The sequence below is a fragment of the Ottowia sp. genome, from assembly GCF_046348305.1.
GTDB lineage: Bacteria > Pseudomonadota > Gammaproteobacteria > Burkholderiales > Burkholderiaceae_C > Ottowia.
In genome coordinates this window covers 12,343-39,339 of the sequence record NZ_JAXMEM010000011.1, presented here as the reverse complement: position 1 = coordinate 39,339, position 26,997 = coordinate 12,343, and the positions used below count along the sequence as shown (strand labels likewise).

Below are 26,997 nucleotides of genomic sequence, written 5' to 3'. Positions count from 1 at the left end.
CGTGGCAGGCCTCACCAGTAGCCCAGCACCTTCCACCAGGCCGAGCCGACCGCCACCCAGACGACGATCAGCACCACGCTCATCACGAAGCCCGCCTTCCACCACTCGCCCAGCGTGGTGTAGCCCGAGCCGAAGATGACCGGCGATGTGCCCGTGGCGTAGTGCGTGAGCGTCATCATGATGTTGGAAGCCGCGGCCATCATCAGCGCCCAGGGCAGCGCCGGCGCGCCCAGCGCCAGGCCGGCGCCGTAGAAGGCCGCGAACATGGCCGTGATGTGCGCCGTGGTGCTGGCGAACATGTAGTGCGCATAGAGGTAGGCCAGCATCAGCAGCGCGCTGGCGCCCATCCAGCTCATGCCCAGCTGGTCGATGCTGCGCTCCAGCGATTGCGCGAACCAGCCGATCAGGCCCAGCTTGTTGAGGAAGCTGGCCATCATCACCAGCGCGCCGAACCAGACGATGGTGTCCCAGGCGCTTTTTTCGCGGATGACGTCGTCCCAGGTGAGCACGCCCGTCAGCAGCAGCAGCGACAGGCCGACAAAGGCGGTGGTGGTCGGGTCCACCGCCGCGCCGGCGCCGAACACCATGGCCGGCACGCCCGCCCACAGCAGCAGCAGCACGCCGAAGACGCCGAACATGATGACCTCGCCGCGCGTGATCGGCCCCATCTCCCTGAGCCGCTGGATGGCGAACTGCGAGGCGTTGGGCGTGCTCTTGATTTCGGGCGGATACATCCGGTAGATGACCAGCGGCATCAGCGCCAGGCCCACCAGGCCGGGCAGCAGCATGGCCAGCGCCCAGGTGCCCCAGCTGAGCGAAATCTGCGCGCCGGTGGCGTCGGCAATGAGCTTGACCACCAGCGGATTGGGCGCCGTGGCGGTGATGAACATGGCCGACGTGATCGGGTTGGCGTGGTAGTTGGTCAGCGCCAGAAAGCGCCCGATGCGCCCCTGCGTGCCCTGCTCCGGGTCGGAGTCGTAGCTACCCGCGATGGCCCGCATGATGGGGTGGATGATGCCGCCGCCGCGCGCCGTGTTGCTGGGCGTGACGGGCGCCAGGATCAGCTCGGACAGCGCCAGCGAATACGCGATGCCGATGGTCTTCTTGCCCCACACGGCGATGAACAAATAGCCGATGCGAGCGCCCAGGCCGGTCTTGATGATGCCGCGCGAGATCATGATCGACACGCCGATCAGCCAGATCAGCGAATTGGAAAAGCTCGACAGCGCATCGCCGATGGCACCCGCCGCCGTGTTGCTGGTGACGCCCGTCAGCGCCACCAGCGCGACGGCGATGATGGACAGCGCGCCGATCGGCAGCGCCTTGCCGATGATGGCGGCGATGGTGCCCACGAACAGCGCCAGCAGATGCCAGGCCTCGGGCGTCACGCCCTGGGGCACCGGAATGACGAACCAGATCAGCAGGCCGATCGCGACAGCGATGGCGGTGGACAGCGGCTTGAAGCCCATGGGTTTTCCTCTCGTCGAATCGGCGGACACATGGGACACGGGCCGCATGACAGGCCCATGACGGCAAGGCACGGCGCCCCCGCATGGTCGATGGCCGCCCATCCTCGCACACGGCGCACGGGGTCTTCTTGATGCGCGTCAAGCGCGCCGGTCGACGGCCCTGCGCACCCCGAATCGACCGCGTCCTGCAGCACCGAACGTCCGGGCGGCGTAGCATGCGCCATGGACACGCTGCTGCTGTCGCGCATCCAGTTCGGATTCGTGATCTCGTTTCACATCCTGTTTCCGGCCTTCACCATCGGCCTGGCGAACTGGCTGGCGTTTCTGGAGTGGCGCTGGCTGCGCACGGGCCAGGCGCTGTGGTGGGATCTGTACGTCTTCTGGCGCAAGGTGTTCGCCATTTCCTTCGGCATGGGCGTGGTCTCGGGCATCGTGATGAGCTTTCAGTTCGGCACCAACTGGGCCGTGCTGTCCGAGCGCGCCGGCAACGTGCTGGGGCCGCTGCTCAGCTACGAGGTGCTGACGGCCTTCTTTCTCGAGGCGGGGTTTCTGGGCGTGATGCTGTTCGGTGCGCGCCGGGTCGGCCCGTGGGTGCACTTTTTCTGCACCGCCATGGTCGCGCTGGGGACCTTGATCTCCACCTTCTGGATCATTGCCGCCATCAGCTGGATGCACACGCCGCAAGGCCATGTGCAGCAGGGCAACGTGTTCGTGCCGGGCGACTGGTGGGCCATCGTGTTCAACCCCTCGTTCCCCTACCGGCTGGTGCACATGGTGCTGGCGGCGTTCATCACCACCTGCTTCGTGATCGGCGGCACCAGCGCCTGGTACCTGCGCCGCGGCGTGCACCCCGAGGCGGCAGCGCGCATGCTGCGCCTGGCGGTGGTGTTCGGCGCCATCGCGGTGCCGGCGCAAATCCTGGCGGGCGACCAGCACGGGCTCAACACGCTGCAGCACCAGCCGATCAAGGTGGCCGCGATGGAGGGCCACTGGCACGCCGGCGCACCCGGCGCCGGGGTGCCACTGGTGCTGTTCGGCGTGCCCAATCAGCAGGCCGAGCGCAACGACTTCGAACTGGCCGTGCCGCGCCTGGGCAGCCTGATCCTGACGCACAGCTGGTCGGGCGACATCGAGCCGCTGACCGCGGTGGTGCCCGAGGATCGGCCGCCGGTGCTGCCGGTGTTCGTGTTCTTTCGCGTCATGGTCGGCCTGGGACTGCTGATGCTGGCGGTGGTGGCGGCCTCGGCCTGGGCCTGGTGGCGCGGACGGCTGGAGCGCGCAACGTGGGTGCTGCGCGGCTGGCAGTTGCTCAGCCCGGCCGGCTTTGCCGCCCTGCTGGCGGGCTGGTGGGTGACCGAGTTCGGGCGCCAGCCCTGGGTGGTCTACGGCCTGCTGCGCACGCGCGACGCGGTCAGCCCCCACCTGGCGGCGGGCGCGGTGGCGACGTCGCTGGCGGGCTATGTGCTGGTGTATGCGGTCATCTTCGGTGCCGGCATCTGGTATTTGTGGCGCCTGCTGCACAAGGGGCCGACGCCGGCCGCGCCCGGGTCCGCAGACGCGGCGGCCACCGAAGTCCGCACCCCGGCGCGGCCGCTGTCGGTGGCGGGCGAGGCCGACATCGCCGAGGCAGACGCCCGATGAACGACGCCGGACTGATCCTGCACGCCAGCGATGGCCTGGCCTTCTGGCTGCCGGTCGTGTGGCTGGGCGTGCTGGGCTTTGGCGTGCTGATGTACGTGCTGCTGGACGGCTTCGTGCTCGGCCTGGGCATTCTGGCGCCGCTGGCCGAGGACGGCGCGCAGTTCGACCACATGATGAACACCGCCGCGCCGATCTGGGACGGCAACGAGACCTGGCTGGTGCTGGGCGGCGCCGGACTGCTGGCGGCGTTTCCGCGCGCCTACGCGTTGCTGCTGTCGGCGCTGTACCTGCCGGTGCTGACCCTGCTGCTGGGCCTGATCTTTCGCGGCGTGGCCTTCGAGTTCCGCTTCAAGGGCCAGGGCTTTGCCCGCCGCGCGTGGGGGGCGGCGTTCAGCGGCGGCTCGGTGCTGGCGACGTTCAGCCAGGGCGTGATCCTGGGCGCGCTGGTGCAAGGGCTGCCGACGCAGGCGGGCGCCTATGCCGGCGGCACCTGGGGCTGGGCCAGCCCCTTCAGCCTGATGACCGGCGTGGCGCTGGTGTGCGGCTATGCCCTGCTGGGCAGCGGCTGGCTGATCCTGAAGACCGAGGGCCGCCTGCACCAGCGCGCGCGGCGCTGGGTGCGACCGCTGGTGCTGGGCGTGCTGGCTTTCATGGCGGTCGTCAGCATCTGGCTGCCGCTGCTGAGCACGCCGGTGATGCAGCGCTGGTTCACGGGCGGGCGCTTCGTGTGGCTGGCGCCGGTGCCGCTGCTGACGCTGGCGGTGGCCGCGCGGCTGTGGCGCGACGCCGCGCACCGCCCCGACGCGGCGCGGCCGCACGATGCCCATCCCCTGGTGTGGACGCTGGCACTGTTCGCGCTGGGCTTTGCCGGCCTGCTGCTGGGCCTGTGGCCGCACCTGGTGCCGCCCGCGCTGACGATCTGGGGCGCCGCCTCGCCGCCGGCCTCGCAGGGCTTTCTGCTGTGGGGGCTGGCCGTTTTGCTGCCCGTGATCCTGGGTTACACCGCCTGGTCGTACCGCGTGTTTCGCGGCAAGGTCACGGCCGACATGGGCTATCACTGACCGGCGAGTCGGGCTGTTTTTCCGCCCCGGGCGGACGAAAGCAAAAGCCGCCCGAAGGCGGCTTTTGCATGCAGATGAAGGCCGATCAGCCGAAGTTCTTGGCCGCAAAGTCCCAGTTGGCCAGCTTGTCGAAGAAGGCATCGACGAACTTGGGCCGGGCGTTGCGGTAGTCGATGTAGTAGGCGTGCTCCCACACGTCCACCGTGAGCAGGGGCTTGTCGCCCGCGGTCATGGGGTTGCCGGCGTTGCTGGTATTGACGATGTCCACGCTGCCGTCGGCCTTTTTCACCAGCCAGGTCCAGCCGCTGCCGAAGTTGCCGGCAGCGCTGGCGGCAAAGGCCTTGCGGAAGTCGGCAAAGCTGCCCCACTTCTTGCTGATGGCGGCGGCCAGCGCGCCGGCGGGCTCGCCACCGCCTTGCGGCTTCATGCAGTTCCAGAAGAAGGTGTGGTTCCAGATCTGCGCGGCCTGGTTGAAGATGCCGCCCTGGGCCTTCTTGATGATGGCCTCGAGCTCCATGTTTTCGAACTCGGTGCCTTTTTGCAGTTCGTTCAGCTTGTCCACGTAGGCCTTGTGGTGCTTGCCGTGGTGGTATTCCAGCGTTTCCTGGCTGTAGGCCGGCGCCAGCGCGTCGATCGGATAGGGCAGCGGGGGAAGGGTGCGTTCCATGGAGTTCTCCTGTCTCGTGGGTTGTGGGGACGGGTGACCATCATCGGTCATCCGGCACACGGTGATTGTAGGAAGTCAGCGCAAATGACGCTGCGCAACGGTCATGTCGAGCTGGCCGTCGGCCAGGGTCGCGCGCAGCGCCTGGCCGGTTCGGGCATCGGCCACGCGGGTGACGGGGCGGCCGGCATCGTCTTGCAGCCAGGCGTAGCCGCGCGCCAGCACCAGGCGCGGGTCCAGCAGGGCCAGGCGCAGCCGAGCGCGCTCCAGTCGCTCGTGGGCGGCATCCAGGGGGCGCTGCGTGGCCGGACGCCAGCGCGCCGACAGGTGTTCCAGCCGCAGGCGGGCGGCGGCCAGGGGCGGCGCCACGCTGCGCGGCAGGCGTTCGGCCAGGCCTTGCAGGCGTGCGCGTTCCTGTTGCCCGCGCCAGGCCTGCGCATGCTCCAGGCGCTGGGCCAGGCGTGCCAGGCGCAACTGCTCGGCGGCCACCGCGCCGGAGGGGCGGCCCAGGCGCGCGGTCCAGCGGTCCAGGCGCTGGCCTTCGGCATCGAGCCGACCCTGCACGGCGCGCTGCAAGCGCTGGCGCTGCTCGTCCAGCGCACCCAGCCACTGCGCGCGCGGCGCGCTGGCCAGCTCGGCGGCCGCGGTCGGCGTGGGGGCGCGCACGTCGGCCACGAAGTCGGCGATGGTGAAGTCCGTTTCGTGCCCGACGCCGCTGACCACCGGCACCGGGCTGGCCACGATGGTGCGCGCCAGGTGTTCGTCGTTGAAGGCCCACAGGTCTTCGATCGAGCCGCCGCCGCGCACCAGCAGAATCAAATCGACCGCTGGCGCTGACCCCGCCTGCGCGTGCAGATACAAATTTGATAGTGCATTGCACAGGGCCTGGGGCGCCCCCGCGCCCTGCACCGGCGCCGGCGCCAGCAGCACCGGGATGTGCGGCACGCGCCGGGCCAGCGCCGTCAGCACGTCATGCAGGGCCGCCGCGCCCAGCGAGGTGACGATGCCGATGCCGCGCGGCATGGCCGGCAGCGCGCGCTTGCGCCCGGCGTCGAACAGGCCTTCGGCCTCCAACTTGGCCTTGAGCCGCAGAAACTGCTCGAACAGCTGCCCCTGGCCGGCGCGGGCCATGGACTCGACCACCAGTTGCAAGTCGCCCCGCGCCTCGTACACCGACAGGCGCCCGCGCAGCTCCACCTGGTCACCCTCGCGCGGAGCAAAATCCAGCAAGGCGGCGTTGCGGCGAAACATCGCGCAACGCAGCTGCCCCGCCGCGTCCTTGAGCGTGAAGTAGCAATGCCCGCTGGCCGCCCGCGAAAAGCCCGAAACCTCGCCGCGCACCGCAACCGGATTGAAGCGCGCCTGCAAGGCGTCCGCCACGGCGCGCACCAGGGCCCCAACCGCCCATACAGGCCGCGCCAAATCAGGGCCCGGCGAAGAAAACTCAGGATTCATGCGGTCTGGCGCCCGATGGCGGGCGCCCGGGCGGCACCAATACTCCACAATGCGACAAAGACGGCCGCCGGCCGGGCCTGCCGCGCAAAAACGGCGCAGTTGCGTAGCAAGCCATTGATTCGATTGATGTTTTGCATGCCCAACAAACAAGCAATTTGTCACAAACCGCAAGAACACTGGGTTTGCGTGTCATCGGCGGCCACTTCTTCACAAAGTTATCCACAGAATCTGTTCACGAAGAATCGGCGGTGGCACCGCATCAGGCGCGGAACGCCCGCCGCGCTGCGACATAATCGCCCGCATTCGTTCTGACAGACCCGGCTGCACCCGGGCGGGACCCGGAGAAACCCCCTTGCTTTCGATCATACAAGCGGCCGGCTGGCCGATCTGGCCGCTGATTCTGTGCTCCGTGCTGGCGCTGGCCTTCATCGTCGAGCGCTTCATCTCGCTCAAGCCGGCGCGCGTGCTCACCCCCGGCCTGGTGGACGAGGCCATCGAGGTCTCGCGCAACGCCGTGCCCACGCCCGACACCGTCAATCAACTGGAGCAGCACAGCGCGCTGGGCGGCGTGCTGGCCGCGGGCTGGCGCGCCATCAACACCAACCCGCGCTGCACCGCCGCTGACATGCGCGCTGCCATCGAGGCGGCCGGCCGCACCGCCGCGCACCGGCTGGAGCGCTACCTGCCGGCGTTGGGCACCATCGCCTCGGGCGCGCCGCTCTTGGGGCTGTTTGGCACCGTCATCGGCATGATCGAGATCTTCGGCTCGCAGGCGCCCTCGGGCGCGCTGTCGGGCGGCAACCCGGCGCAACTGGCGCACGGCATCTCGGTGGCGCTGTACAACACGGCCTTCGGCCTGATCATCGCCATCCCCACGCTGTTTTTCTGGCAATACTTTCGCGCCCGCGTCAACGGCTACGTGATGGAGCTGGAGCTGGCCGCCGAGCGCTTTGCGCGCCACCTCGAACCGCTGTGTCCCGGCGAGCGCAAGGCTTGAGGCCATGAAGTTCCAGGCGCGCAACACCCACGAGGAGCCCCGGATCGATCTGGTGCCCTTCATCGACGTGCTGCTGGTGATCCTGATCTTCCTGATGCTGACCACCACCTACAGCAAGTTCACCGAGCTGCAACTGACCCTGCCCACCGCCAACGCCGACGCTGCGCGCGAACGCCCCAAGGAGCTGGTCATCGCCATCGCCGCCGACGGGCGCTACGCGGTGGACAAAAAGCCGTTGCAGGCCCGCAGCGTCGAAGCCGTGGCCGACGCCCTGCGCGCCGCCCAGGTGGCGCCCGACACCGTGCTCATCATCAGCGCCGACGCGGCCGCCACGCACCAGGCCGTAGTCACCGCCATGACGGCAGCGCAGCGCCTGGGCCTGTCGCGCATCACGTTTGCTGCGCAGAAGTGATACACCCCCAGTCTTCACTCGCTGCGCGATGTTTCGCCTGGTGCTCGCCGCCAGAGGCGGCGGCCCTTCGGTCTGTCCAGACCTGCGCAGGCAGGTCTGGAGCCGCAGACCTCAGCCCCCTTGCAGGGGGCCGAGCCTGCGCACAAAAGGTCCGGTGGACCTTTTGTTGGCTGGCGAGGGGCCGGGCCACTGGCCCGGCGCGGCCTGCAAGGCCGCCCAGTGGCCGGGGAGACCCCGGCCACGGCGATCGCTGGGTTGGCCTGCTCCGCGGCCATTCGACTCTTTGGGTTTCACGGCCAGCCGGCGGCGCGCAGCGCCATGCATCGCTGCGAGGGTGCCTATGCCCGTGGGCGCACGCACCAATCTCGAGCAAGGCCTGATTCGCGCCTGGGCCCGGCGCGGCCCGCAGGCCTTTGCGCTGTGGCCGCTGTCGCTGCTGTACGGCGCGCTGACCGGGCTGCAGCGCACGCTGTATCGCCTGGGGTGGCTGAAAGGCCAGCACCTGCCCGTGCCCGTCGTCGTCGTCGGCAACGTGGTCGCTGGCGGCGCGGGCAAGACGCCCACCACCCTGGCCGTGGTGGCGCACCTGGCCGCGCGGGGCTGGCGCCCCGGCATCGTCTCGCGCGGCCATGGCCGTGCCACGACCGACGTGCGCGCGGTCCAGGCCGACGCCGATCCGCGCGCCGTGGGCGACGAGCCGCTGCTGCTGCGCCGGCGCACCGGCGTGCCGGTGTTCGTTGGCCGGCAGCGCGCCGACGCCGGCCGCGCCCTGCTGGCGGCGCACCCGGAGGTGGACGTGCTGGTGTGCGACGACGGGCTGCAGCACCGGGCGCTGGCGCGCGACGTGGAGACCGTGGTGTTCGACGCGCGCGGCATCGGCAACGGCTGGCTGCTACCCGCCGGCCCGCTGCGCGAACCCTGGCCGCGCCCGGTCGACCTGGTGCTGCGCACCGAACCCGGCGCCGAGCTGGCGTTGCCGCCCGGCGCGCAGGCCTTTGCGGCGCAGCGCACGCTGGCCGCGCAGGCCGTGCGCGCCGACGGCAGCACCGTGCCGCTGGCCGCGCTGGCAGGCAGCGCGCCGCTGGTGGCGCTGGCCGGCATCGCGCGGCCCGAGGCCTTCTTTGCCATGCTGCGCGCTGCCGGCCTGACCCTGCACGAGACCCTGGCACTGCCAGATCACCATGATTTCAATAGCTGGTCGCGCCCTATTGACGAGCGCGAAACGCTGATATGCACCGAAAAAGACGCCGTCAAGCTGTGGCCCCGGCGCCCCGACGCCCTGGCCGTGCCGCTGCGGCTGGACGTGCCGGTGGCCTTCTTCGATGCGCTGGATCGACGGCTGGCGGCGCGCGGCTATCATCCCCAAACGCACGCGGCGCCATGACCGCCTGAACCACCGGCGTCCCGACCCTGAACCCGCTGTCGCAAACGGCGGCGCACTGACACCCCTCTCGCCATGGACCCCAAACTGCTCGCCCTGCTGGTCTGCCCCGTCACCAAGGGCCCGCTGGACTACGACCGCGACCGGCAGGAACTCATCTCGCGCTCGGCCCGCCTGGCCTACCCGGTGCGCGACGGCATCCCCATCATGCTGGAGAGCGAGGCGCGCACGCTGTCGGACGAAGAGCTCGAAGCCCTGCCGCCGCGCACGCCGCTGGTCGAATAGCCCAGGCCTGCCGCACCTCGGTCAGCGCAGGACAGGCTCGCCGCGGCGCGACGCCCTGCCAAAAAATGGGGCGCGCGAAGGCGGGTTTCGCGGGGCCGAAAGCGCCGCGATCGACCCGTAGAATGGCCATTCCGGGCGCAGGCCAGGCGGCCTTGCATGCCCGGGATCACCGACAACGACGAGGAGCAAGACATGATGAACTGGATGACCGCCAAACGCGGCCTGGGCGCGCTCGCCGCCGCCGGCGTGCTGGCGCTGGGCGCCTGCGGTGGCAGCGACGATGATCCGAAGATTCGCAGCACGCAGTACGGCGATGTCGAGGGCGTGAACGACGCCGCGCGCAGTGGCACGCTGTTCTGGAAAGGCATCCCCTACGCCAAGGCGCCCGTGGGCAACCTGCGCTGGCGCGCGCCGGTGGCGCCCGCGGCCTGGACCGGCAAGCTGGACGCGCGGGCGTTCGGCAATTCGTGCATCCAGAACCCGCGCCTGTACAGCCCGGGCAACAACAACACCTTTGACGCCACGGTGGGCGACAACATCGCCTCGGGCAACACGCCGGGCAGCGAGGACTGCCTGTCGCTGAACATCTGGCGCCCGGCCACGGACGAGCGCGACCTGCCGGTGATCGTGTTCATCCACGGCGGCAGCAACATCACCGGCTACAGCGCCGACCCGACCTACGACGGCGCGGCGCTGGCCCGCAAGGCCAACGCCGTGGTGGTGTCGGCCAACTATCGGCTCGGCCAGCTGGGCTTTTTCCGCCATCCGGCGCTGCGCGACACGGCGGCCGACCCCACGCTGACGCCCGATGACCAGTCGGGCAACTTCGCCATCCTGGACATCATTGCCGCGCTGAAGTTCGTGCAGGGCAACATCGGCGCCTTCGGTGGCAACGCGCGCAACGTCACGCTGTCAGGCCAGTCAGCCGGCGCCATCAACGTGCTGGCGGTGATGACCGCGCCCAACCAGCGCACGGCGGGCTTGTTTCACCGCATGGCGCCGCTGTCGGGCGGTATCTCGCTGGGCACCAGCCCGGGCTTTCCGCAGCCGGTGAACAACCTGGCCGGCAACAACGGCTACATCCCCACGCTCAACGCGGTGCCCACCTACGAGCAGCTGTCCAACCTGCTGCTGCTCAAGCTGCTGATCGACGACGGCAGCGCCGCCGACGCGGCGGCCGCCACCGCCTGGGTCGCCAGCCACAGCCATGCCGAAGTCGCCGCCTACCTGCGCGGCAAGCCGGCCAGCACGATCTTGCGCGTGGGCCTGCGCACCGTGGGCGGCATTGCCAACACGACCTCGTCGGGTCCGATCCCCGAAGGCACGGTGGTCGCGACCGACCCGATTGCCGCCATCGGCGCCGGCAATTACGTCAAGGTGCCGCTGCTGGCGGGCATGACGGCCAGCGAGGACAAGCTGCTGTCGTCCTTCCTGCCCCTGGTCGGGCACCCCGCAGGCATCAAGCTGACCGACGCCCAGCTGTTCCCGATCCTGTTCAACGCGGCGCAGGCCAGGGCCGCGACCTTCGCGGACATCATCAACCCCGCCTATGCCAACGGCGCGGCCTACGACGTCGCCGTCGCGGACCTGGACGCCAAGTTCTTCCGCGCCTCGCGCCAGAACCTGCTCGATGCGCTGGTCACGCAGACGCCGGCCAGCGTGTGGGCCTACCGCTTCGACTGGAAGCAGGAGGCCGCCCCCTGGAACGACGTCTATGGCGCCGCCCACGCGTTCGATCTGCCCTTCCTGTTCGGCAATTTCGGGCCTTCGCTGTATGCCAACGTCATGTTCACCGACGCCAACCGGCCCGGGCGCACCGAGCTGTCCGACGCGATGATGAGCACCCTGGCCGCCTTCGCGCGCACCGGCAACCCCAACAACGGGACGCTGGGCGTGAACTGGCCCAACTGGCCCAGCCAGCTCGTCTTCGACGCGTCGCCGACGCGCCGGCAGATCTCGGTGCAGTAAATGCGGCCGACGCCGCGCCCGCAAGAGCCGGCGGCGCGCCGATCGCATCGATGACCGCTCCCTTCACCGTCCTGATCCCGGCCCGCCTGGCCTCCACGCGCCTGCCGGGCAAGCCGCTGGCCGACATCGGCGGCAAGCCCATGGTGGTGCGCGTGGCCGAGCGGGCCGCGCGTTCGGGCGCGGCGCAGGTGGTGGTCGCCGCCGACGCGCCCGAGATCGTCGCCGCCTGCGCCGCGCACGGCGTGCGCGCGCTGGCCACGCGGGCCGACCACCCCAGCGGCAGCGACCGCCTGGCCGAGGCCTGCGAGCAGCTCGGCCTGGCGGGCGACGCCGTCGTGGTCAACGTGCAGGGCGACGAGCCGCTGATCGAGCCCGCACTGATCGACGCCGTGGCAGCCTTGTTGCCAAATCACCCGCTGGCGCAGATGGGCACTGCGGCACACGCTATTCAAACCATAGAAGAATTCACCAACCCCAACGTCGTCAAGGTGGTCACCGACGCGCAAGGCCTGGCGCTCGCCTTCTCGCGCGCGCCGCTGCCCTGGTGGCGCGACGGCAATGCCGGCGGCATCACCCGCCTGCCCGACGATCCGGCGCCGCTGCGCCACATCGGCATCTACAGCTACCGCGCCGGCTTCCTGCGCGGCTTTCCGCTCCTGGCGCCCGCGCCCATCGAGCGCTGCGAGGCGCTGGAGCAGCTGCGTGCGCTCTGGCACGGCCATCGCATCGCCGTGCACGTCACGCCGCAGGCCCCCGGCCCCGGCGTGGACACGCCCGAAGACCTGGAGCGCGTGCGTGCGCTGTACCGCGGGTGACGAAATGACCCCAATCTGTCGCGCATGTCAGCTTGGCGACGGGGTGCGCATGCTATTCTTGATTTGAAGTGCCGGGCGGCCACCGCCGCGCGGCCGGCAACGCAGCCTGCGCGGGTGCGATCACGACATATCGAGGACTGGCATGAGACTGATTCTTCTGGGCGCTCCGGGCGCCGGCAAGGGCACGCAAGCGGCCTTCATCTGTCAGCAGTACGGCATCCCGCAAATCTCCACCGGCGACATGCTGCGCGCCGCCGTCAAGGCCGGCACGCCGCTGGGCCTGCAGGCCAAGGGGGTGATGGAGTCGGGCGGCCTGGTCAGCGACGAGCTCATCATCAACCTGGTGAAGGAGCGCATTGCCCAGCCCGACTGCGCCAAGGGCTTCCTGTTCGACGGATTTCCACGCACCATCCCGCAGGCCGAGGCCATGAAGAGCGCCGGCGTCAAGCTGGACTACGTGCTGGAGATCGACGTGCCCTTCGACGCCATCATCGAGCGCATGAGCGGGCGGCGCAGTCACCCGGCGTCGGGCCGCACCTACCACGTCACCTTCAACCCGCCCAAGGTCGAGGGCAAGGACGACGTCACCGGCGAGCCCCTCGTTCAGCGCGCCGACGACCAGGAAGACACCGTGCGCAAGCGCCTGGATGTGTACAGCCAGCAAACCCGCCCGCTGGTGGACTACTACAGCCAATGGGCGGCGCGCGAGCCGGCCGCCGCACCCAAATACCGCGCCATTCAAGGAACCGGCACGGTCGAGCAGATCACCCAGCGCGCGCTGGCGGCGCTGGGCGATTGATGGACGGGAAGCTGCGAACAACGCCACCCAGCCCGCCTTGACCGCCCAGACCCGCCGGCGACCTTGTTGAGGTCCCGCCGGGACTCGCGCTCACGACCGTCGCAGGCCTTTCATCCGCGTGGAGCACTCCGGTCACGGGCGCCCGAAATCCGTCGTCCAGTAGCTGCCATACGTGGTGGCCGCGTTGTAGCGGCAGCTGGCGCCGAAGTCCTCGAAATTGGGGCTCATGATGTTGGTGCAATGTCCGGGGCTGCCCAGCCAGCCCTGCACCACGGCGGCCACGGTCGGATAGCCGGCGGCAATGTTCTCGCCCCACGCGCGCCAGACGTAGCCGGCCTGGGTGATGCGCTGGCCGGCAGAGCTGCCGTCCGACCCGGTGTGATCCATGAAGTTGTGCACGGCCATGTCGGTCGAGTGCCGATCCGCCGCCGCCGCCAGCTGTGCGTTCCAGGCCAGGGGCGCGACCGCTGGCATGGGCGACTGACCGTTGACACACACCCGCGCCTGGGCGCGCGCGGCGTTGATCGCGGTCAGCAAGGCCCCCATGTCGGCGCAGGTTTGTGCAGCGGGAGCAGGCGCTGGAGCAGGTGACGGGGCGGGTGACGGGGCAGGCGATGGCGATGGCGATGGCGATGGCGCGGGCGCTGGCGCGGGCGCTGGCGACGGGGTCGGTGAGGGCGCAGGTGACGGTGACGGTGACGGTGACGGTGACGGTGACGGTGACGGTGACGGTGACGGTGACGGTGACGGTGACGGTGACGGTGACGGTGATGGCGCGGGTGACGGGGTATCGCTGCCGCCCCCGCCGCATGCGGCCGCGGCACTGCAAAGGGCCACCAGAAGGGCCAGGCGCCTGGCGCGCGCATTGACGGTCGATGGGCTCATCGAGAACGCTCCTGTGTTTCGGTTCCGGGGAACCGCTGAACATGGCAAACCGCCGAACTTATCCGCGATCAGGCGCTCGGCGCAAGCCATTTCATGAATCGAGACAAAGCCGTGCGCCCCGCACAACACGGCATCAAGACACCGGCAAGCAGAACGGGTGGCGCCGTCCGTCGGCCGCTTGCGGCCAGCTGCATTGCAATCACAGTCTGAAACCTCGGGGCCGCGGGCATCCGTATCATGAACCCGTCTTGGATACACGGACGGAGGTTTTTCATGGCCACGCTGATCGATTCGCTTTCCATCGCGCTGTCCCGCAACTGGTGGCTGCTGCTGCTGCGCGGCGCGGTGGCAATCGCCTTTGCGCTGCTGACCTGGATGCAGCCGGGCATCACCCTGGTGGCGCTGGTGCTGCTGTTCGGCATCTATGCGGTGGCCGACGGCGTGCTGGGCGTGTGGCTGTCGATCAGCCACCGCCAGGGCAACCCGCACTGGTGGCTGTTGCTGCTGTGGGGCCTGGTCAGCATCGCCGCCGGCGTGCTCACGTTCGTGGTGCCGGGCATCACCGCGCTGGTGCTGCTGATGTATATCGCGGGCTGGGCCATCATCACCGGCGTGCTGCAGATTGCAGCGGCCGTGCGGCTGCGCAAGGAGATCGATGGCGAATGGCTGCTGGGCCTGAGCGGGCTGGCCTCCGTGGTGTTTGGCGTGCTGCTGGTCTGGAACCCCGGCGCCGGCGCGCTGGCGGTGCTGTGGCTGATCGCGGCCTATGCCTTCGTCTTCGGCGTGCTGCTGGTGCTGCTGTCGTTGCGCGTGCGCAAGCTGCGGCCCTCGGCCTGATCGTGCGAACGGGGCGGTGTTTGCGCGTGCGCGGCTTGCGCTCGGCGCCGATGCCGGGCTGAATCGACAGCACCGCCACCCGCCCGACATGCAAAGCAAAACCCGCGCCTTGCGCTGGCGGGGCGGGCGCGGGCAGCTCACATTTCAGGAGCAATTCGAATCTGCCCGCGGCCTGGGCCGTCGCAAAGTGTCGATAATGCGTGTTTTGCCCGTATCCGCCGACCGGCATGTGCGCGCGCACGGCGATCCGGCCCTTTCACGACCGACATGAACACCCCCCTGCCCCCGCAAACCCTCGCCCCGCGCGCCATCTCGCCGGTGCAAGACATCGTGGCCGAGCTGGCCGCCGGCCGCATGGTCATCCTGGTGGACGAGGAAGACCGCGAAAACGAGGGCGACCTGATCCTGGCGGCCGACCACGTCACGCCCGAGGCGGTCAACTTCATGGCGCGCTTTGGCCGCGGCCTGATCTGCCTGACGCTCACGCGCGAGCGCTGCGAGCGGCTGCACCTGCCGCCCATGGTGGCGCACAACGGCACGCGCATGGGCACCGCCTTCACGGTCTCCATCGAGGCAGCCGAAGGCGTGACCACGGGCATCAGCGCCGCCGACCGCGCGCGCACCGTGCAGGCCGCCGTGGCCGCCAACGCGCAGGCGGCCGACCTGGTGCAGCCAGGCCACATCTTTCCGCTGCAGGCGGTCGAAGGCGGCGTGCTGATGCGCGCCGGCCACACCGAGGCCGGCTGCGATCTGGCGGCCATGGCCGGCTGCACGCCGGCGGCGGTCATCTGCGAGATCATGAAGGACGACGGCACCATGGCGCGCCTGCCCGACCTGCAGGTGTTTGCCGCCGAGCACGGGCTGAAGATCGGCACCATTGCCGACCTGATCGAATACCGCAGCCGCACCGAGACGCTGGTCGAGCCCATCGGCACGCGCGCGCTCACCACGACCGAGGGCGAATTCACCGCCCACGCCTTCCGCGATCAGCCCAGCGGCGCGCTGCACCTGGCGCTGGTGCTGGGCCAGTGGGCGCCGGGCGACGCGGTCGCCGTGCGCGTGCATGAGCCGCTGTCGGTGCTGGACGCGCTGGACGCGCAGCCCGGCATGCACAGCTGGGGCCTGCACGAGGCGCTGGCGCGCATCCGCCAGGAGGGCTGCGGCGTGGCCGTGCTGCTCAACTGCGGCGAAAGCGCCGAGCAGCTGCTGGCGCAGTTCCAGGGCACGGCGCGCGCCACCCACGCGCCTTCGCGCGGGCGCATGGACCTGCGCAGCTATGGCATCGGTGCGCAAATCCTGCGCTCGGTGGGCGTGCAGCGCATGCGCCTGCTGGGCACGCCGCGACGCCTGCCCAGCCTGGCGGGCGGCTTTGGCCTGGAAGTGGCCGGCTACATCACCAAAGATTGACCATGTTTGAAGCAGACAAAGGACAGAGTGCGCCGCTCGACGGCAGCGCGCTGCGCATCGGCATCGTGCAGGCGCGCTTCAACGAGGGCGTGACCAACGGCTTGCGCGACGCCTGCCTGGCCGAGCTGGCCGCGCTGGGCGTGCCAGCAGCACACATCGCGCACCACACCGTGGCCGGCGCGCTCGAGGTGCCGCTGGCCCTCAAGTGGCTGGCCCACCGGGGCGAATACGACGCGCTGATCGCGCTGGGCTGCGTGATCCGCGGCGAGACCTATCACTTCGAGCTGGTCGCCAACGAGTCGGCCGCCGGCATCACCCGCGTGGGGCTGGACCTGGACATCCCCATTGCCAACGCCATCCTGACCACCGAAGACCTGCCACAGGCCACCGTGCGCCAGATCGAGAAGGGGCGCGACGCGGCCCGCGTGGCGGTCGAAATGGCCCTGCTCAAGCACCGCCTGCAATGAGCGTCGACCCGTCCAAACGCCCGCCCGCGGCCACGGCCGGCACGCGCAAGTCCTCGACCAAGTCGCCGCGCTCGCGCTCGCGCGAATTCGCGCTGCAGGGGCTTTATCAATACCTGCTGGGCGGCGGCGACGCGGCGTCCATCGACGCCTTCACGCGCGAGCTGCAGGGCTTTGCCAAGGCCGACGCGGCGCACTTCGACGCGCTCTTGCACGGCTGCATCGAGCGGTCGGGCGAGCTGGACGCGCTGATCGTTCCCCGGCTCGACCGCGAGCTGGGCCAGATCTCGCCCATCGAGCGCGGCTGCATGTGGATCGGCGCGTATGAACTGCTCAAGTGCCCCGACGTGCCCTGGCGCGTGGTGCTGAACGAATGCATCGAGCTGGCCAAGGACTTCGGCGGCACCGATGGCCACAAGTACGTCAACGGCGTGCTCAATGGCCTGGCGCCCCAGCTGCGCCCGGCCGAGGTGAGCGCCGACCGCGGCGCGCCGCGAAGCGCAAAAAAGAGAGCAGACGAATGAGGATATCCGCCCGCGCCCAGCGCGTGCAACCCTTCTACGTGATGGAGATGGCCAAGACCGCCGCGGCCATTGCCCGCGAGGCGGCCGGCAGCGACCGGCCGATGGTCTACCTGAACATCGGCGAGCCGGACTTCACCGCGCCGCCCCTCGTGCAGGAGGCGGCCGCCAAGGCCATTCGCGACGGCAACACCCAGTACACCCAGGCCATGGGCCTGCCCGCCCTGCGCGAGCGCATCAGCGCCTGGTACGCCGAGCGCTTCCAGGTCGACGTGCCGGCGCGGCGCATCATCGTCACCGCCGGCGCGTCGGCCGCGCTGCACCTGGCCTGCCTGGCGCTGATCGAGGCGGGTGACGAAATCCTGATGCCCGACCCCAGCTACCCCTGCAACCGCCAGTTCGTCAGCATGGCCGAGGGGCGCGCGGTGCTGATCCCGTCCACCGCCGCCGAGCGCTTTCAGCTGAGCAGCGGCAAGGTGGCCGAGGCCTGGGGTGCGCACACGCGCGGCGTGATGCTGGCCTCGCCCTCCAACCCCACGGGCACCTCGATCCACCCGCACGAATTGGCCCGCATCCATGCCGCCGTGGCCGAGCGCGGCGGCATCACGCTGATCGACGAGATCTATCTGGGCCTCTCCTACGAGGACACCTACGGCCACAGCGCGCTGGCGCTGGGCGACGACATCATCAGCATCAACAGCTTCAGCAAGTACTTCAACATGACCGGCTGGCGCCTGGGCTGGCTGGTGGTGCCCGACGCGCTGGTGCCCGTCATCGAGCAGATCGCGCAGCACCTGTTCATCTGCGCCAGCAGCGTGTCGCAATACGCGGCGCTGGCCTGCTTCGAGCCGGCGAGCCTGGCCGAATACGAGCGCCGCCGCCAAGAGTTCAAGGCTCGGCGCGACTGGTTCGTGCCGCAGCTCGATGCCCTGGGCCTCAGCGTTCCCGTCACGCCCGACGGCGCCTTCTACGCCTGGGCCGACTGCTCCGCCGCCTGTGACAAGCTGTTTGCCGGCCGCTCCGAATACAATAGCGAGATGCAGACACCGGGCAGTTGGGAATTCGCCTTCGAGCTGATGAAGCGAGCGCATCTGGCCGTCACGCCGGGGCGTGACTTCGGCCATGCAGACACGTCGCGCCACGTGCGCTTTTCCACCGCCAGCTCGATGGCCCAGCTGCACACCGCCATCGACCGTCTGAAGGCGGTTCTGGCCTGAGAGCTTGAGAGTCTTTTGCCCATGCCCGCTGATCACGCCAAAACACGCCCACCCTTCGTTGCAAATGCTCGCCGTAGCCCGAGCTACGACTGCGCTTTGCGTCTCGATTGGACGCGTTTTGACGCGCTCCTCGGGCATGGGCAAAAAACTCTCAACCTCTGAGGCGGCGCCTGATGGCGGAATTCGAGTTCCCGATCCGCATCTACTGGGAGGACACCGATGCCGGTGGCATCGTGTTCTACGCCAACTACCTCAAGTTTTTCGAACGCGCCCGCACCGAATGGCTGCGCGCGCGCGGCGTGCAGCAGCAGCAATTGCGCGAGCAGACGGGCGGCATGTTCGTGGTCAGCGAGTGCAGCGTGCAATACCTGCGCGCCGCCCGGCTGGACGATGAACTTGTCATCACCGCCCGACTCGAAGAAGCGGGCCGCGCCAGCCTGGCGCTGACGCAGCAAGCTTTTGTACAAACCCCGCAGGGCCAGCGCGGCGCGCTGCTCAGCCAGGCGCGCATCCGCATCGGCTGGGTCGATGCCACGCGCCTGGCGCCCGCCCGCATTCCTTCATCGCTCATTGAACGACTGACTTCATGAATCAGGATCTTTCCATCGTCCAGCTGGTGATCAACGCCAGCTTCGTCGTGCAGATCGTGATGCTGCTCCTGCTGGCCGTGTCGGTGGCCAGCTGGGCGGCCATCTTTCGCAAGCTGCGCGCGCTCAAGGGTGTGCGCGAGCTCAACGACGACTTCGAGCGCAGCTTCTGGTCGGGCACCAGCCTGAACGAGCTGTTTGCCGCCGCCGCGCAAAACGCCAAGAGCGCGGGGCCCATGGAGCGCATCTTCGCCAGCGGCATGCGCGAATATCAAAAGCTGCGCGAGCGCCGCATCCACGACCCCGGCACCCTGCTGGACGGCGCGCGCCGCGCCATGCGCGCCAGCTTTCAGCGCGAGATGGACGTGGCCGAATCCAACCTGTCCTTCCTGGCCTCGGTCGGTTCGGTCAGCCCCTACGTGGGCCTGTTCGGCACCATCTGGGGCATCATGCACGCCTTCACCGGCCTGGCCGGCCTGCAGCAAGTCACGCTGGCCACCGTGGCCCCCGGCATCGCCGAGGCGCTGGTGGCCACCGCGCTGGGCCTGTTTGCCGCCATCCCGGCCGTGATCGCCTACAACCGCTTCGCCCGCGAGATCGACCGCCTGGCCATCAAGCTGGAGACCTTCATCGAGGAGTTCTCCAACATCCTGCAGCGCAACCTGGGCGTGCATCCTGCGCCGGTCGCCTCCGCCACGGGATACTGACATGCCAGCCACCGCCTCGCGCGGCCGCGGCCGCCGCACCATCAACGAGATCAACATGGTGCCCTTCATCGACGTGATGCTGGTGCTGCTGATCATCTTCATGGTCACCGCCACCGTCATCACGCCCGGCGCCATCAACGTGCCCACCGCCGGCAAGTCGCAAAAGGCGCCCGACAAGCGCATCGACGTGATGATCAACCACGAGGGCGAGCTGTCGCTGGGCGGCGAAATCAGCGCCAGCAACGTGAGCGAAGAAGAGGCCATCGACCAGATCAAGGCCGCGCTGGCCAAGAACCCGGAGACCCCCGTGATGCTGGCCGCCGACAACGAGCTGCGCTACCAGCAGGTGGTGACCATGATGCGCAAGCTGCGCGAAGCGGGCGTGCAGCGCGTTGGCCTGTCCGTGAAATGACCGAAACCCTGGCCGAGCGCTCCGAGTTCGATCCGCCGCCGCCGGGCGGCATGCGCCGCGCGCTGGGCTGGGCGATCCTGGCGCACGTGCTGCTGATCCTGGCGCTGACCTGGGGCCTGCGCTGGAAGACGGACAGCGACGAAAGCGTGGAGGCCGAGCTGTGGGCCCCCAGCGTGCAGCGCGCCGCACCCGCGCCGCGCCCCACGGCACCCACGCCGCCGCCGACGCCGACACCGGTGCCCGTGCCGCCCCCGCCTCCACCGCCGCCCCCCGAGCCCGTCGCCGCCCCCAAGCCGCCGCCCCCACCGCCGCAGCAGGTGGTTGACGAACAGGCGCGCGACGCCGAAATCGCGCTGGCGCAAAAGAAAAAGCTCGAAGAACAAAAACGGCTGGCAGCCCAGCAGGAGCAGCAACGGCTGGCCAAGCTCGAGCAGGAGCGCGAACGCAAAGAGGCCGCGCTGAAAAAGGCCGCCGACGACAAGAAAGCCGCCGACGCCAAAAAACTGGCCGAGCAAAAGCGCCAGGACGCCGAAAAGCAGGCCGCGGACAAGGCGGCCAGGCAGGCCGCCGAGAAAAAGGCCGCCGACGAAGCCAGGCAGAAGGAAGCGGCAGCCAAGGCCGAGGCCGCGAAGAAAGCCGAAGCGGCCAAGAAGGCCGAGGCCGCCAAGCAGGCCGACGCCGACCGCAAAGCCGCGGCCGCGCGCGACGCCAAGGCCGCCGACGCGCGGCGTCAGGCCGAGCTGGCGCGCCTGGCCAAACTGGCCGGCACCGGCGACAGCGCCAGCAGCGGCGCCGGCCGCACGCCGGGCGGCACGGCCGCGCAGGACGCCGGCCCATCGGCGGGCTACGCCGCCAAGGTGCGCGCGCGGGTCAAGCCCAACATCACCTTCGGCGACGACATTGCCGGCAACCCCACGGCCGAAGTGGAGGTGCGCACCTCGCCCGACGGCACCATCGTCGGCAAGCGCCTGGTCAAGTCCAGCGGCGTCAAGGCCTGGGACGATGCCGTGCTGCGCGCCATCGACAAAACCGAAACCATGCCGCGCGACGTGGACGGGCGCGTGCCCTCACCGATGATCATCGAGTTTCGACCGCGGGGTTGATTGCTATTTGGTTTGTAGCTGCTTGCGCTTGATGGGTGGGCGCGAGATACCGATTCGCTTCAGAAAGGCAGCGATGTGCGGTCTTGCTCCCTCGCCCCTTTGGGGAGAGGGTTGGGGTGAGGGGCAGCGGGCGTCGGAATTGTTGGCCGTTGTTCGATGCTTGGTTGGCGCTGCATTTTTCCGCTGGCCGGGATGTGCGCCCGGCGGCGCACCTGCTTTCTTTTGCGTCGCCAAAAGAAAGTAGGCAAAGAAAAGGCGACCCCACTGGCCGTGTCCCTTCGCTTCGCTTCGGGCAACCTGCGATGCTCGCGCCTGGGGCGGTGCTGCGGAACTCGCTGCGTTCACTTCGTTCACTGCGCTCAGACAACCGCAGCAAGTCAGTCCACGATGCATGGGCATACTGCGTTGCCCATGCCCGCCCCACGCCCTGCGCTTCTCGGCACGGCCAGAGGGGAGTTGAACCCCAATACGGGCCATCGCTGCGCTCGGCCCGGGCAAACCGCCAACCGGGGCCGAGCGCAGCGATGGCCCGAATGGTTTTTCCACCCCCTTGAGGCTGCGCCTGCGGCGCGGCGCTTGCGGGGTGGCGCGTGCAGCGCAGCATGCACGCGCTTCGTGGACTGACTCGCCGCGGTTGTTTGAGCGCAGTGAACGAAGTGAACGCAGCGAGTTCTGCGGCGCACCCCGCAAGCGTTGCGGCGCAGGTTTGCCCCGAAGCGAAGCGCAGGGGTCGCAGACGTGGGGGCGCTTTGTGTTCGCATAACTTCACTGCGCGAAGTGAGCGAACCCCGCTTCGCGACCTTTTGCCTCCTTTTCTTGTGCGTACAAGAAAAGGAGGTGCGCCGCCGGGCGCACATCCCGGCCAGCAGGTGCTTGCGGCGCCAGCCAAGCATCAAACCACTGTCGCAAAATCCAACGCCCAGCCCCTCACCCCAGCCCTCTCCCCAGAGGGGCGAGGGAGAAAAACTCCGCCCTACTCGTACACCACCTGCGCCCGCCCCTCATCCGCCTGCGCCATCCAGCCCGCCAGCGCTGCGTCGCTGGGGTAGAACTGGGCCTGCTCGCCCAGTTGCAATTGCGCCATCACGCCGGCGCCGCCCTGGCGGCGCTCCAGCAGCAGGCGCACGGGCAGGCCGTGCCAGATGTCGCCCGCTTCGGTGCTTTCGCGACGGGGCGGAAAGTCGGCCAGCAGGCGCGCCACGTCGGGCGGCTTGCCGCCCGCGGCCACGCGCAGGAACTTGCCGAAGCGGCAGCGCGCGCTGGGCAGATCCCAGATCTGCGTGATGTTGAGTTGCACCCCCCCCGAAAAGCGGTCGGGCATGGCCTTGGCCTGCACGATGATGAGCTCGTCGTCCTTGAGCAGGTGGCGGTGCGCATTGATCAAGGCCTCGTCGGCACGCGCGTCCAGCGACGCGCTCTTGTCGTCCAGCTTGAACAGGGCCAGGCGGCCGCGCTGGCCGTTGATGACGCGCAGATCGCCCACGATGCCGGCCAGCAGTTGGGGCTCGCGGCCATCGGACACGTCGGCAAGCAGGCGGCGCACGAACTGGCGCACCTCGCGCTCGCATTCGTCGAACAGGTGGCCTGACAGATAGAAGCCGATGGCGGCTTTCTCGAAGGACAGGCGCTCGCGCGTGCCCCAGGGCGTCACGGTGGGCAGCTCGGGCTCCTGCGTGCTGGAGCCCTGGCTGTCGTCCAGCATGTCGAACAGGCCGCCCTGGTTCTGGTTGGCCTCGCTGGCGGCGGCAAACTCGAAGCCCAGGTCGATGGCCGCGGCGAGCTGCGCGCGGTTTTGCTGCAGGCTGTCAAAGGCGCCGGCGCGCACCAGCGCCTCCACCGTGCGCTTGTTGACGCGCGTGCGGTCGATGCGGCGGCAAAAGTCGAACAGACTCTTGAAGGGGCCGGCCTCCTCGCCCGCCGCGCCGGCGCCGCGGCCTTCGCGCGCGGCCACGATGGCTTCGATGGCCTGTTGGCCCGTGCCCTTGATGGCGCCCAGGCCGTAGCGGATCAACTGGTCGCCCACGGGCTCGAAGCGGTAGCCGCCGCGGTTGACGTCCGGCGGCTCGAACGTCATGCCCTCGCGCAGCGCGTCTTCATGCAACACCTTGAGCTTGTCGGTGTTGTCCATTTCCACCGTCATGTTGGCGCAGTAGAACTCGGCCGTGTAGTGCACCTTCAGCCAGCCGGTGTGATAGGCCAGCAGCGAGTAGGCGGCGGCGTGCGACTTGTTGAAGCCGTAGCCGGCGAACTTCTCCATCAAATCGAAAATCTCGTCGGCCTTGCCCTCGCCAATGCCGTTCTTGGCCGCGCCCTCGCGGAAGATGGCGCGGTGCTTGGCCATCTCCTCGACCTTTTTCTTGCCCATGGCGCGGCGCAGCAAATCAGCCCCGCCCAGGCTGTAGCCGCCCAGGATCTGCGCGGTCTGCATCACCTGCTCCTGATAGACCATGATGCCGTAGGTCTCGGAGAGCATCTCGGCCACCAGCGGGTGCGGGTACTCCACCGGCTCGCGCCCGTGCTTGCGCGCGACAAAGCTGGGGATCAGGTCCATCGGGCCGGGGCGGTACAGGGCGTTGAGGGCGATCAGGTCTTCCAGCCGCGTGGGCTTGGCGTCGCGCAGCATGCCCTGCATGCCGCGGCTTTCAAACTGGAACACGGCCTCGGTGCGGCCCTGCTGAAACAGCTCGTAGGTGGCGCGGTCGTCAAGCGCGATGTTCTCGTAGGCAAAGTCCTGCTGGCCGGGGTGGCGCGCGATGATGAACTGACGCGCCAGCTCCAGGATGGTGAGCGTGGCCAGGCCCAGAAAGTCGAACTTGACCAGGCCCACGGCCTCGACGTCGTCCTTGTCGTACTGGCTCACGGCCGAGTCGCTGCCCGGCTGCTGGTACAGCGGCCCAAAGTCGGTCAGCTTGCCGGGGGCAATCAGCACGCCACCCGCATGCATGCCGATGTTGCGCGTCATGCCCTCCAGCTTTTGCGCCAGCTCGACCAGGGTGCGCACCTCTTCCTCGCCCTTGATGCGCGCGGCCAGCATGGGCTCGGCGGCAATGGCGTACTTTTCCTTGTCCTCGCCCGACAGGCCCGGCGGCGGATACTGGATCGTGACCGGCTTGCCCGGCTTGTTGGGGATGAGCTTGCTGATGCCGTCGCAGAAGGTGTAGCTCATGTCCAGCACGCGCCCCACGTCGCGAATCGCCGCGCGCGCGGCCATGGTGCCGAAGGTGGCGATCTGGCTGACCGCATCGCGCCCGTACTTGTCCTTGACGTAGTCGATCACGCGGTCGCGGTTGGCCTGGCAAAAATCGATGTCGAAGTCGGGCATCGACACGCGCTCGGGATTCAGAAAGCGCTCGAACAGCAGCTTGTATTGCAGCGGGTCCAGGTCGGTGATCTTGAGCGCATAGGCCACCAGCGAGCCCGCGCCCGAGCCGCGCCCCGGCCCCACCGGGCAGGCGTTTTGCTTGGCCCAGTTGATGAAGTCGCCCACGATCAGAAAGTAGCCCGGAAAGCCCATCTTCAGGATGGTGTCGATCTCGAAGTCCAGGCGTTGCTGATAGCGGGGGCGCTCGGCATCGCGCCGGGCCGCATCGGGATACAGGTGCGCCAGGCGCTCTTCCAGCCCCTCCTGCGAGGCGTGCCTGAAATACGTCTCGATGGTGTGCCCCGCGGGCACCGGAAAGTTGGGCAATTGCGGCTTGCCCAGCACCAGCGTCAGGCTGCAGCGCTGGGCGATCTGCACCGTGTTGGCCAGCGCCGAGGGCACGTCAGCAAACAGCTCGGCCATCTGCGCGCTGCTCTTGAAATACTGCTCGGGGGTGAAGCGCCGCACGCGCCGCGGGTTGCCCAGGATTTCGCCGTCGGCAATGCACACGCGCGCCTCGTGCGCCTCGTAGTCATCGGCGGTCGGAAACTGCACCGGGTGCGTGGCCACCACCGGCAACGCCAGGCGCGCGGCCAGTTGCACGGCGGCCGCCACGTGCGCCTCGTCATCCGGGCGGCCGGCGCGTTGCAGTTCCAGATAAAAGCGGTGCGGAAAGGCCTCGGCCAGTTGCAGTGCGATCGCACTGGCAGCGGGCGCATCGCCCTGCAGCAGGCTGGGGCCCAGCGGCCCGGCCTGCGCGCCCGACAGCAGCAGCAGGCCCTCGGCATGCGTGCGCAGCCAGTCCCACTGCACGATGGCCTGGCCCTTGCTGACCCCCTCGGTCCAGGCCAGGGTCAGCAGTTGCGACAGATTCAGGTAGCCCGCATGGTTTTGCACCAGCAGCAGCACGCGCGCGGGCGCCTCGCCGGCCAGGCCGTCCAGCAGGATCTCGGCCCCCAGCAAGGGCTTGAGCCCCGCCCCGCGCGCCGCCTTGTAGAACTTGACCGCGCCGAACAGGTTGCCCCAGTCGGTGATGGCCAGCGCGCCCTGGCCGTCGGCCGCGGCGGCCTGGACGATGTCGTCGATGCGGGTCGTACCATCGACCACGGAAAATTCGGTATGCAGGCGCAGGTGAACAAACATGGCCCGATTGTCGGACAAGTCGCCCAGCCACCACGCCCGCCAACTGCATCGCGCCCCCTTCAGCCTCTGGTACACGGGGCAGAAAACCCCCGGCATGCCGGGGGTTTGTCTTACGCGGCGGCCGCGGCTCGCGCGGACGCTGACGTCTCGGCACGGCGCGCGTCCAGGCTGAACGCGCCGGCGCCAAAGGCGACGAAGGCCAGCAGGCCGCCGACGATGGCGATGTTCTTGGTGAACATCAGCTGCTGCACCATCTGCTGATCGGCCGGCAGTGTCCAGAAGTTGTGAAAGATTGCGGCCGCCACCAGCGTGAACAGCGCCAGCACCAGCGCGGCCCAGCGCGCCTTGAAGCCGATCAGCAAGGCCGCGGCGACGCCGACCTCGACGAGGATGGCGATCACCGCGCCGAGCTCGGGCATCGGCAGGCCCTTGGATGCGATGTAGCCGGCCGTGCCGGCAAAGCCGCCGATCTTGGCGATGCCGGCCGGGATGAACAGGGCGGCGATCAGCAGGCGGCCCAGCAGGGCCACGGGGTTTTGCAATGCGTTCATGGTGAAAGTCCTTTTTGCTTGGAGTGAAGGGTTGAGAAATATCGATTTGATAGCTGCCTGCGCTTGATTGGCGGGCGCTACAGCCTGATTTAATTCGTAACTACGGCGCCAGATCGAACACCAGCACCTCGGCGTCCCGGCCATGGTCCAGCGCGATGGCGGCTTCGTCGGCCAGCAGCGCCGCGTCGCCGGCGGCCAGCGCCTGGCCGTTGACGTGCAGCGCGCCGCGCACCACGTGCACGTAGGCCTTGCGCGCCGAATTGAGCGGCAGGCGGGCTTGTTGCGCGCCGTCGATCAGGCCGGCATAGACGCGCGCGTCCGCATGGATCGTTACCGTGCCGGCGTCGGGTTGCCGGGCGGCAATCAGGCGCAGCCGGCCGCGTTTTTCAACGGCAGGCACGCTCTTTTGCTCATAGCTGGGTGCCACGCCGCGCTGGTCGGGCTCGATCCAGATTTGCAGAAAGTGCGTGGTCTGGCCCTGGGCGTGGTTGAACTCGCTGTGCTGCACGCCGCTGCCGGCGCTCATGCGCTGCACGTCGCCGGGCGGAATCGCCACCACGTTGCCCATGCTGTCCTGGTGGGCCAATTCGCCCTCCAGCACATAGCTGATGATTTCCATGTCGCGGTGGCCGTGCGTGCCAAAGCCCGCGCCGGGCGCGATGCGGTCTTCGTTGATGACACGCAGATTGCCCCAGCCCATGTGCCGGGGGTCGTAATAGTCGGCAAACGAGAAGCTGTGGTGGGACTTGAGCCAGCCGTGGTCGGCAAAACCACGCTCGCCGGATTTTCTGATCTTGATCATGGTCAACTCCTTGGTGAGGGAATTGTCGGCGCCGGTGCCATTGGCGTGGGTGA

26 protein-coding genes are annotated in these 26,997 nt (G+C 69.0%); 19 read left to right on the top strand and 7 right to left on the bottom strand.

Annotated features, from left to right (window positions below; translation table 11 throughout):
• Nucleotides 1-11: 11 nt before the first annotated feature.
• Complete coding sequence (locus U1F38_RS13965) at nucleotides 12-1,469, bottom strand: DASS family sodium-coupled anion symporter (RefSeq protein WP_409987786.1); 1,458 nt, start codon at nucleotides 1,467-1,469, stop codon at nucleotides 12-14.
• 222 nt (nucleotides 1,470-1,691) lie between these two features.
• On the opposite strand from U1F38_RS13965, the gene U1F38_RS13960 reads away from it, so the two are divergent.
• Complete coding sequence (locus U1F38_RS13960; protein ID WP_409987678.1) at nucleotides 1,692-3,110, top strand: cytochrome ubiquinol oxidase subunit I; 1,419 nt, start codon at nucleotides 1,692-1,694, stop codon at nucleotides 3,108-3,110.
• Nucleotides 3,107-4,171, top strand: a complete 1,065-nt coding sequence (locus U1F38_RS13955) for a cytochrome d ubiquinol oxidase subunit II (RefSeq protein ID WP_409987677.1) — start codon at nucleotides 3,107-3,109, stop codon at nucleotides 4,169-4,171. The genes U1F38_RS13960 and U1F38_RS13955 overlap by 4 nt, the downstream gene beginning before the upstream one ends.
• Nucleotides 4,172-4,256: 85 nt before the next feature.
• Here the strand turns inward: U1F38_RS13955 and U1F38_RS13950 are convergent, their stop codons facing one another.
• Both U1F38_RS13950 and xseA read right to left on the bottom strand, forming a co-directional pair.
• The gene (locus tag U1F38_RS13950; RefSeq protein ID WP_409987676.1) at nucleotides 4,257-4,838 is read right to left on the bottom strand and encodes a superoxide dismutase; all 582 of its coding nucleotides are present in this window, start codon (nucleotides 4,836-4,838) and stop codon (nucleotides 4,257-4,259) included.
• Between the two features lie 75 nt (nucleotides 4,839-4,913).
• Complete coding sequence (xseA, locus tag U1F38_RS13945; RefSeq protein WP_409987675.1) at nucleotides 4,914-6,290, bottom strand: exodeoxyribonuclease VII large subunit; 1,377 nt, start codon at nucleotides 6,288-6,290, stop codon at nucleotides 4,914-4,916.
• Nucleotides 6,291-6,642: 352 nt separating this feature from the next.
• Between xseA and U1F38_RS13940 the strand changes: the two genes are divergently transcribed.
• The 7 genes from U1F38_RS13940 (at nucleotide 6,643) to adk (ending at nucleotide 12,947) form a co-directional block, all read left to right on the top strand.
• The gene (locus tag U1F38_RS13940; RefSeq protein WP_409987674.1) at nucleotides 6,643-7,287 is read left to right on the top strand and encodes a MotA/TolQ/ExbB proton channel family protein; all 645 of its coding nucleotides are present in this window, start codon (nucleotides 6,643-6,645) and stop codon (nucleotides 7,285-7,287) included.
• Between the two features lie 4 nt (nucleotides 7,288-7,291).
• Nucleotides 7,292-7,699: an ExbD/TolR family protein gene (locus tag U1F38_RS13935; protein ID WP_409987673.1), complete on the top strand. Its 408-nt coding sequence runs from the start codon at nucleotides 7,292-7,294 to the stop codon at nucleotides 7,697-7,699.
• Nucleotides 7,700-8,039: 340 nt separating this feature from the next.
• Nucleotides 8,040-9,083, top strand: coding sequence for a tetraacyldisaccharide 4'-kinase (gene lpxK / locus U1F38_RS13930; protein ID WP_409987672.1), 1,044 nt, complete (start codon nucleotides 8,040-8,042; stop codon nucleotides 9,081-9,083).
• A 72-nt stretch (nucleotides 9,084-9,155) separates the two neighbouring features.
• On the top strand, nucleotides 9,156-9,365 hold the full coding sequence (locus U1F38_RS13925; protein WP_409987671.1) for a Trm112 family protein: 210 nt from the start codon (nucleotides 9,156-9,158) through the stop codon (nucleotides 9,363-9,365).
• Nucleotides 9,366-9,521: 156 nt separating this feature from the next.
• Nucleotides 9,522-11,333 (top strand): carboxylesterase/lipase family protein, encoded by a 1,812-nt coding sequence (locus tag U1F38_RS13920; protein WP_409987670.1) that lies wholly within the window; start codon nucleotides 9,522-9,524, stop codon nucleotides 11,331-11,333.
• Between the two features lie 50 nt (nucleotides 11,334-11,383).
• On the top strand, nucleotides 11,384-12,148 hold the full coding sequence (gene kdsB / locus U1F38_RS13915) for a 3-deoxy-manno-octulosonate cytidylyltransferase (RefSeq protein ID WP_409987669.1): 765 nt from the start codon (nucleotides 11,384-11,386) through the stop codon (nucleotides 12,146-12,148).
• A 142-nt stretch (nucleotides 12,149-12,290) separates the two neighbouring features.
• Complete coding sequence (gene adk / locus U1F38_RS13910) at nucleotides 12,291-12,947, top strand: adenylate kinase (protein WP_409987668.1); 657 nt, start codon at nucleotides 12,291-12,293, stop codon at nucleotides 12,945-12,947.
• 132 nt (nucleotides 12,948-13,079) lie between these two features.
• Here adk and U1F38_RS13905 read toward each other — a convergent pair whose 3' ends face one another.
• Nucleotides 13,080-13,493, bottom strand: a complete 414-nt coding sequence (locus U1F38_RS13905) for a CAP domain-containing protein (protein ID WP_409987667.1) — start codon at nucleotides 13,491-13,493, stop codon at nucleotides 13,080-13,082.
• 80 nt (nucleotides 13,494-13,573) lie between these two features.
• On the opposite strand from U1F38_RS13905, the gene U1F38_RS13900 reads away from it, so the two are divergent.
• The 10 genes from U1F38_RS13900 (at nucleotide 13,574) to tolA (ending at nucleotide 21,087) form a co-directional block, all read left to right on the top strand.
• Entirely contained in the window at nucleotides 13,574-13,816 is a 243-nt protein-coding gene (locus U1F38_RS13900; RefSeq protein WP_409987666.1) for a hypothetical protein, read from the top strand.
• A 289-nt stretch (nucleotides 13,817-14,105) separates the two neighbouring features.
• Complete coding sequence (locus U1F38_RS13895; protein WP_409987665.1) at nucleotides 14,106-14,669, top strand: HdeD family acid-resistance protein; 564 nt, start codon at nucleotides 14,106-14,108, stop codon at nucleotides 14,667-14,669.
• Between the two features lie 267 nt (nucleotides 14,670-14,936).
• The gene (gene ribBA, locus U1F38_RS13890) at nucleotides 14,937-16,076 is read left to right on the top strand and encodes a bifunctional 3,4-dihydroxy-2-butanone-4-phosphate synthase/GTP cyclohydrolase II (protein WP_409987664.1); all 1,140 of its coding nucleotides are present in this window, start codon (nucleotides 14,937-14,939) and stop codon (nucleotides 16,074-16,076) included.
• 2 nt (nucleotides 16,077-16,078) lie between these two features.
• On the top strand, nucleotides 16,079-16,543 hold the full coding sequence (gene ribH / locus U1F38_RS13885; RefSeq protein WP_409987663.1) for a 6,7-dimethyl-8-ribityllumazine synthase: 465 nt from the start codon (nucleotides 16,079-16,081) through the stop codon (nucleotides 16,541-16,543).
• Complete coding sequence (nusB, locus tag U1F38_RS13880) at nucleotides 16,540-17,064, top strand: transcription antitermination factor NusB (protein WP_409987662.1); 525 nt, start codon at nucleotides 16,540-16,542, stop codon at nucleotides 17,062-17,064. The genes ribH and nusB overlap by 4 nt, the downstream gene beginning before the upstream one ends.
• Nucleotides 17,061-18,278, top strand: coding sequence for a pyridoxal phosphate-dependent aminotransferase (locus tag U1F38_RS13875; protein ID WP_409987661.1), 1,218 nt, complete (start codon nucleotides 17,061-17,063; stop codon nucleotides 18,276-18,278). The genes nusB and U1F38_RS13875 overlap by 4 nt, the downstream gene beginning before the upstream one ends.
• A 173-nt stretch (nucleotides 18,279-18,451) precedes the next feature.
• The gene (gene ybgC, locus U1F38_RS13870; protein WP_409987660.1) at nucleotides 18,452-18,868 is read left to right on the top strand and encodes a tol-pal system-associated acyl-CoA thioesterase; all 417 of its coding nucleotides are present in this window, start codon (nucleotides 18,452-18,454) and stop codon (nucleotides 18,866-18,868) included.
• Nucleotides 18,865-19,572 carry a protein TolQ gene (gene tolQ, locus U1F38_RS13865; protein WP_409987659.1) on the top strand — a complete coding sequence of 236 codons (708 nt, stop codon included), beginning with the start codon at nucleotides 18,865-18,867 and terminating at the stop codon, nucleotides 19,570-19,572. The genes ybgC and tolQ overlap by 4 nt, the downstream gene beginning before the upstream one ends.
• A gap of 1 nt (nucleotide 19,573) precedes the next feature.
• On the top strand, nucleotides 19,574-19,984 hold the full coding sequence (locus U1F38_RS13860) for an ExbD/TolR family protein (RefSeq protein WP_409987658.1): 411 nt from the start codon (nucleotides 19,574-19,576) through the stop codon (nucleotides 19,982-19,984).
• Nucleotides 19,981-21,087 carry a cell envelope integrity protein TolA gene (gene tolA, locus U1F38_RS13855; RefSeq protein ID WP_409987657.1) on the top strand — a complete coding sequence of 369 codons (1,107 nt, stop codon included), beginning with the start codon at nucleotides 19,981-19,983 and terminating at the stop codon, nucleotides 21,085-21,087. Before U1F38_RS13860 ends, tolA begins: the two co-directional genes overlap by 4 nt.
• Nucleotides 21,088-22,060: 973 nt before the next feature.
• Here the strand turns inward: tolA and dnaE are convergent.
• The 3 genes from dnaE to U1F38_RS13840 all read right to left on the bottom strand — a co-directional run bounded on the left by dnaE (nucleotide 22,061) and on the right by U1F38_RS13840 (nucleotide 26,944).
• Nucleotides 22,061-25,591: a DNA polymerase III subunit alpha gene (gene dnaE, locus U1F38_RS13850; protein WP_409987656.1), complete on the bottom strand. Its 3,531-nt coding sequence runs from the start codon at nucleotides 25,589-25,591 to the stop codon at nucleotides 22,061-22,063.
• A gap of 110 nt (nucleotides 25,592-25,701) precedes the next feature.
• Complete coding sequence (locus U1F38_RS13845; protein ID WP_409987655.1) at nucleotides 25,702-26,142, bottom strand: DoxX family protein; 441 nt, start codon at nucleotides 26,140-26,142, stop codon at nucleotides 25,702-25,704.
• A 100-nt stretch (nucleotides 26,143-26,242) separates the two neighbouring features.
• On the bottom strand, nucleotides 26,243-26,944 hold the full coding sequence (locus U1F38_RS13840) for a pirin family protein (RefSeq protein ID WP_409987654.1): 702 nt from the start codon (nucleotides 26,942-26,944) through the stop codon (nucleotides 26,243-26,245).
• Nucleotides 26,945-26,997 lie beyond the last annotated feature (53 nt).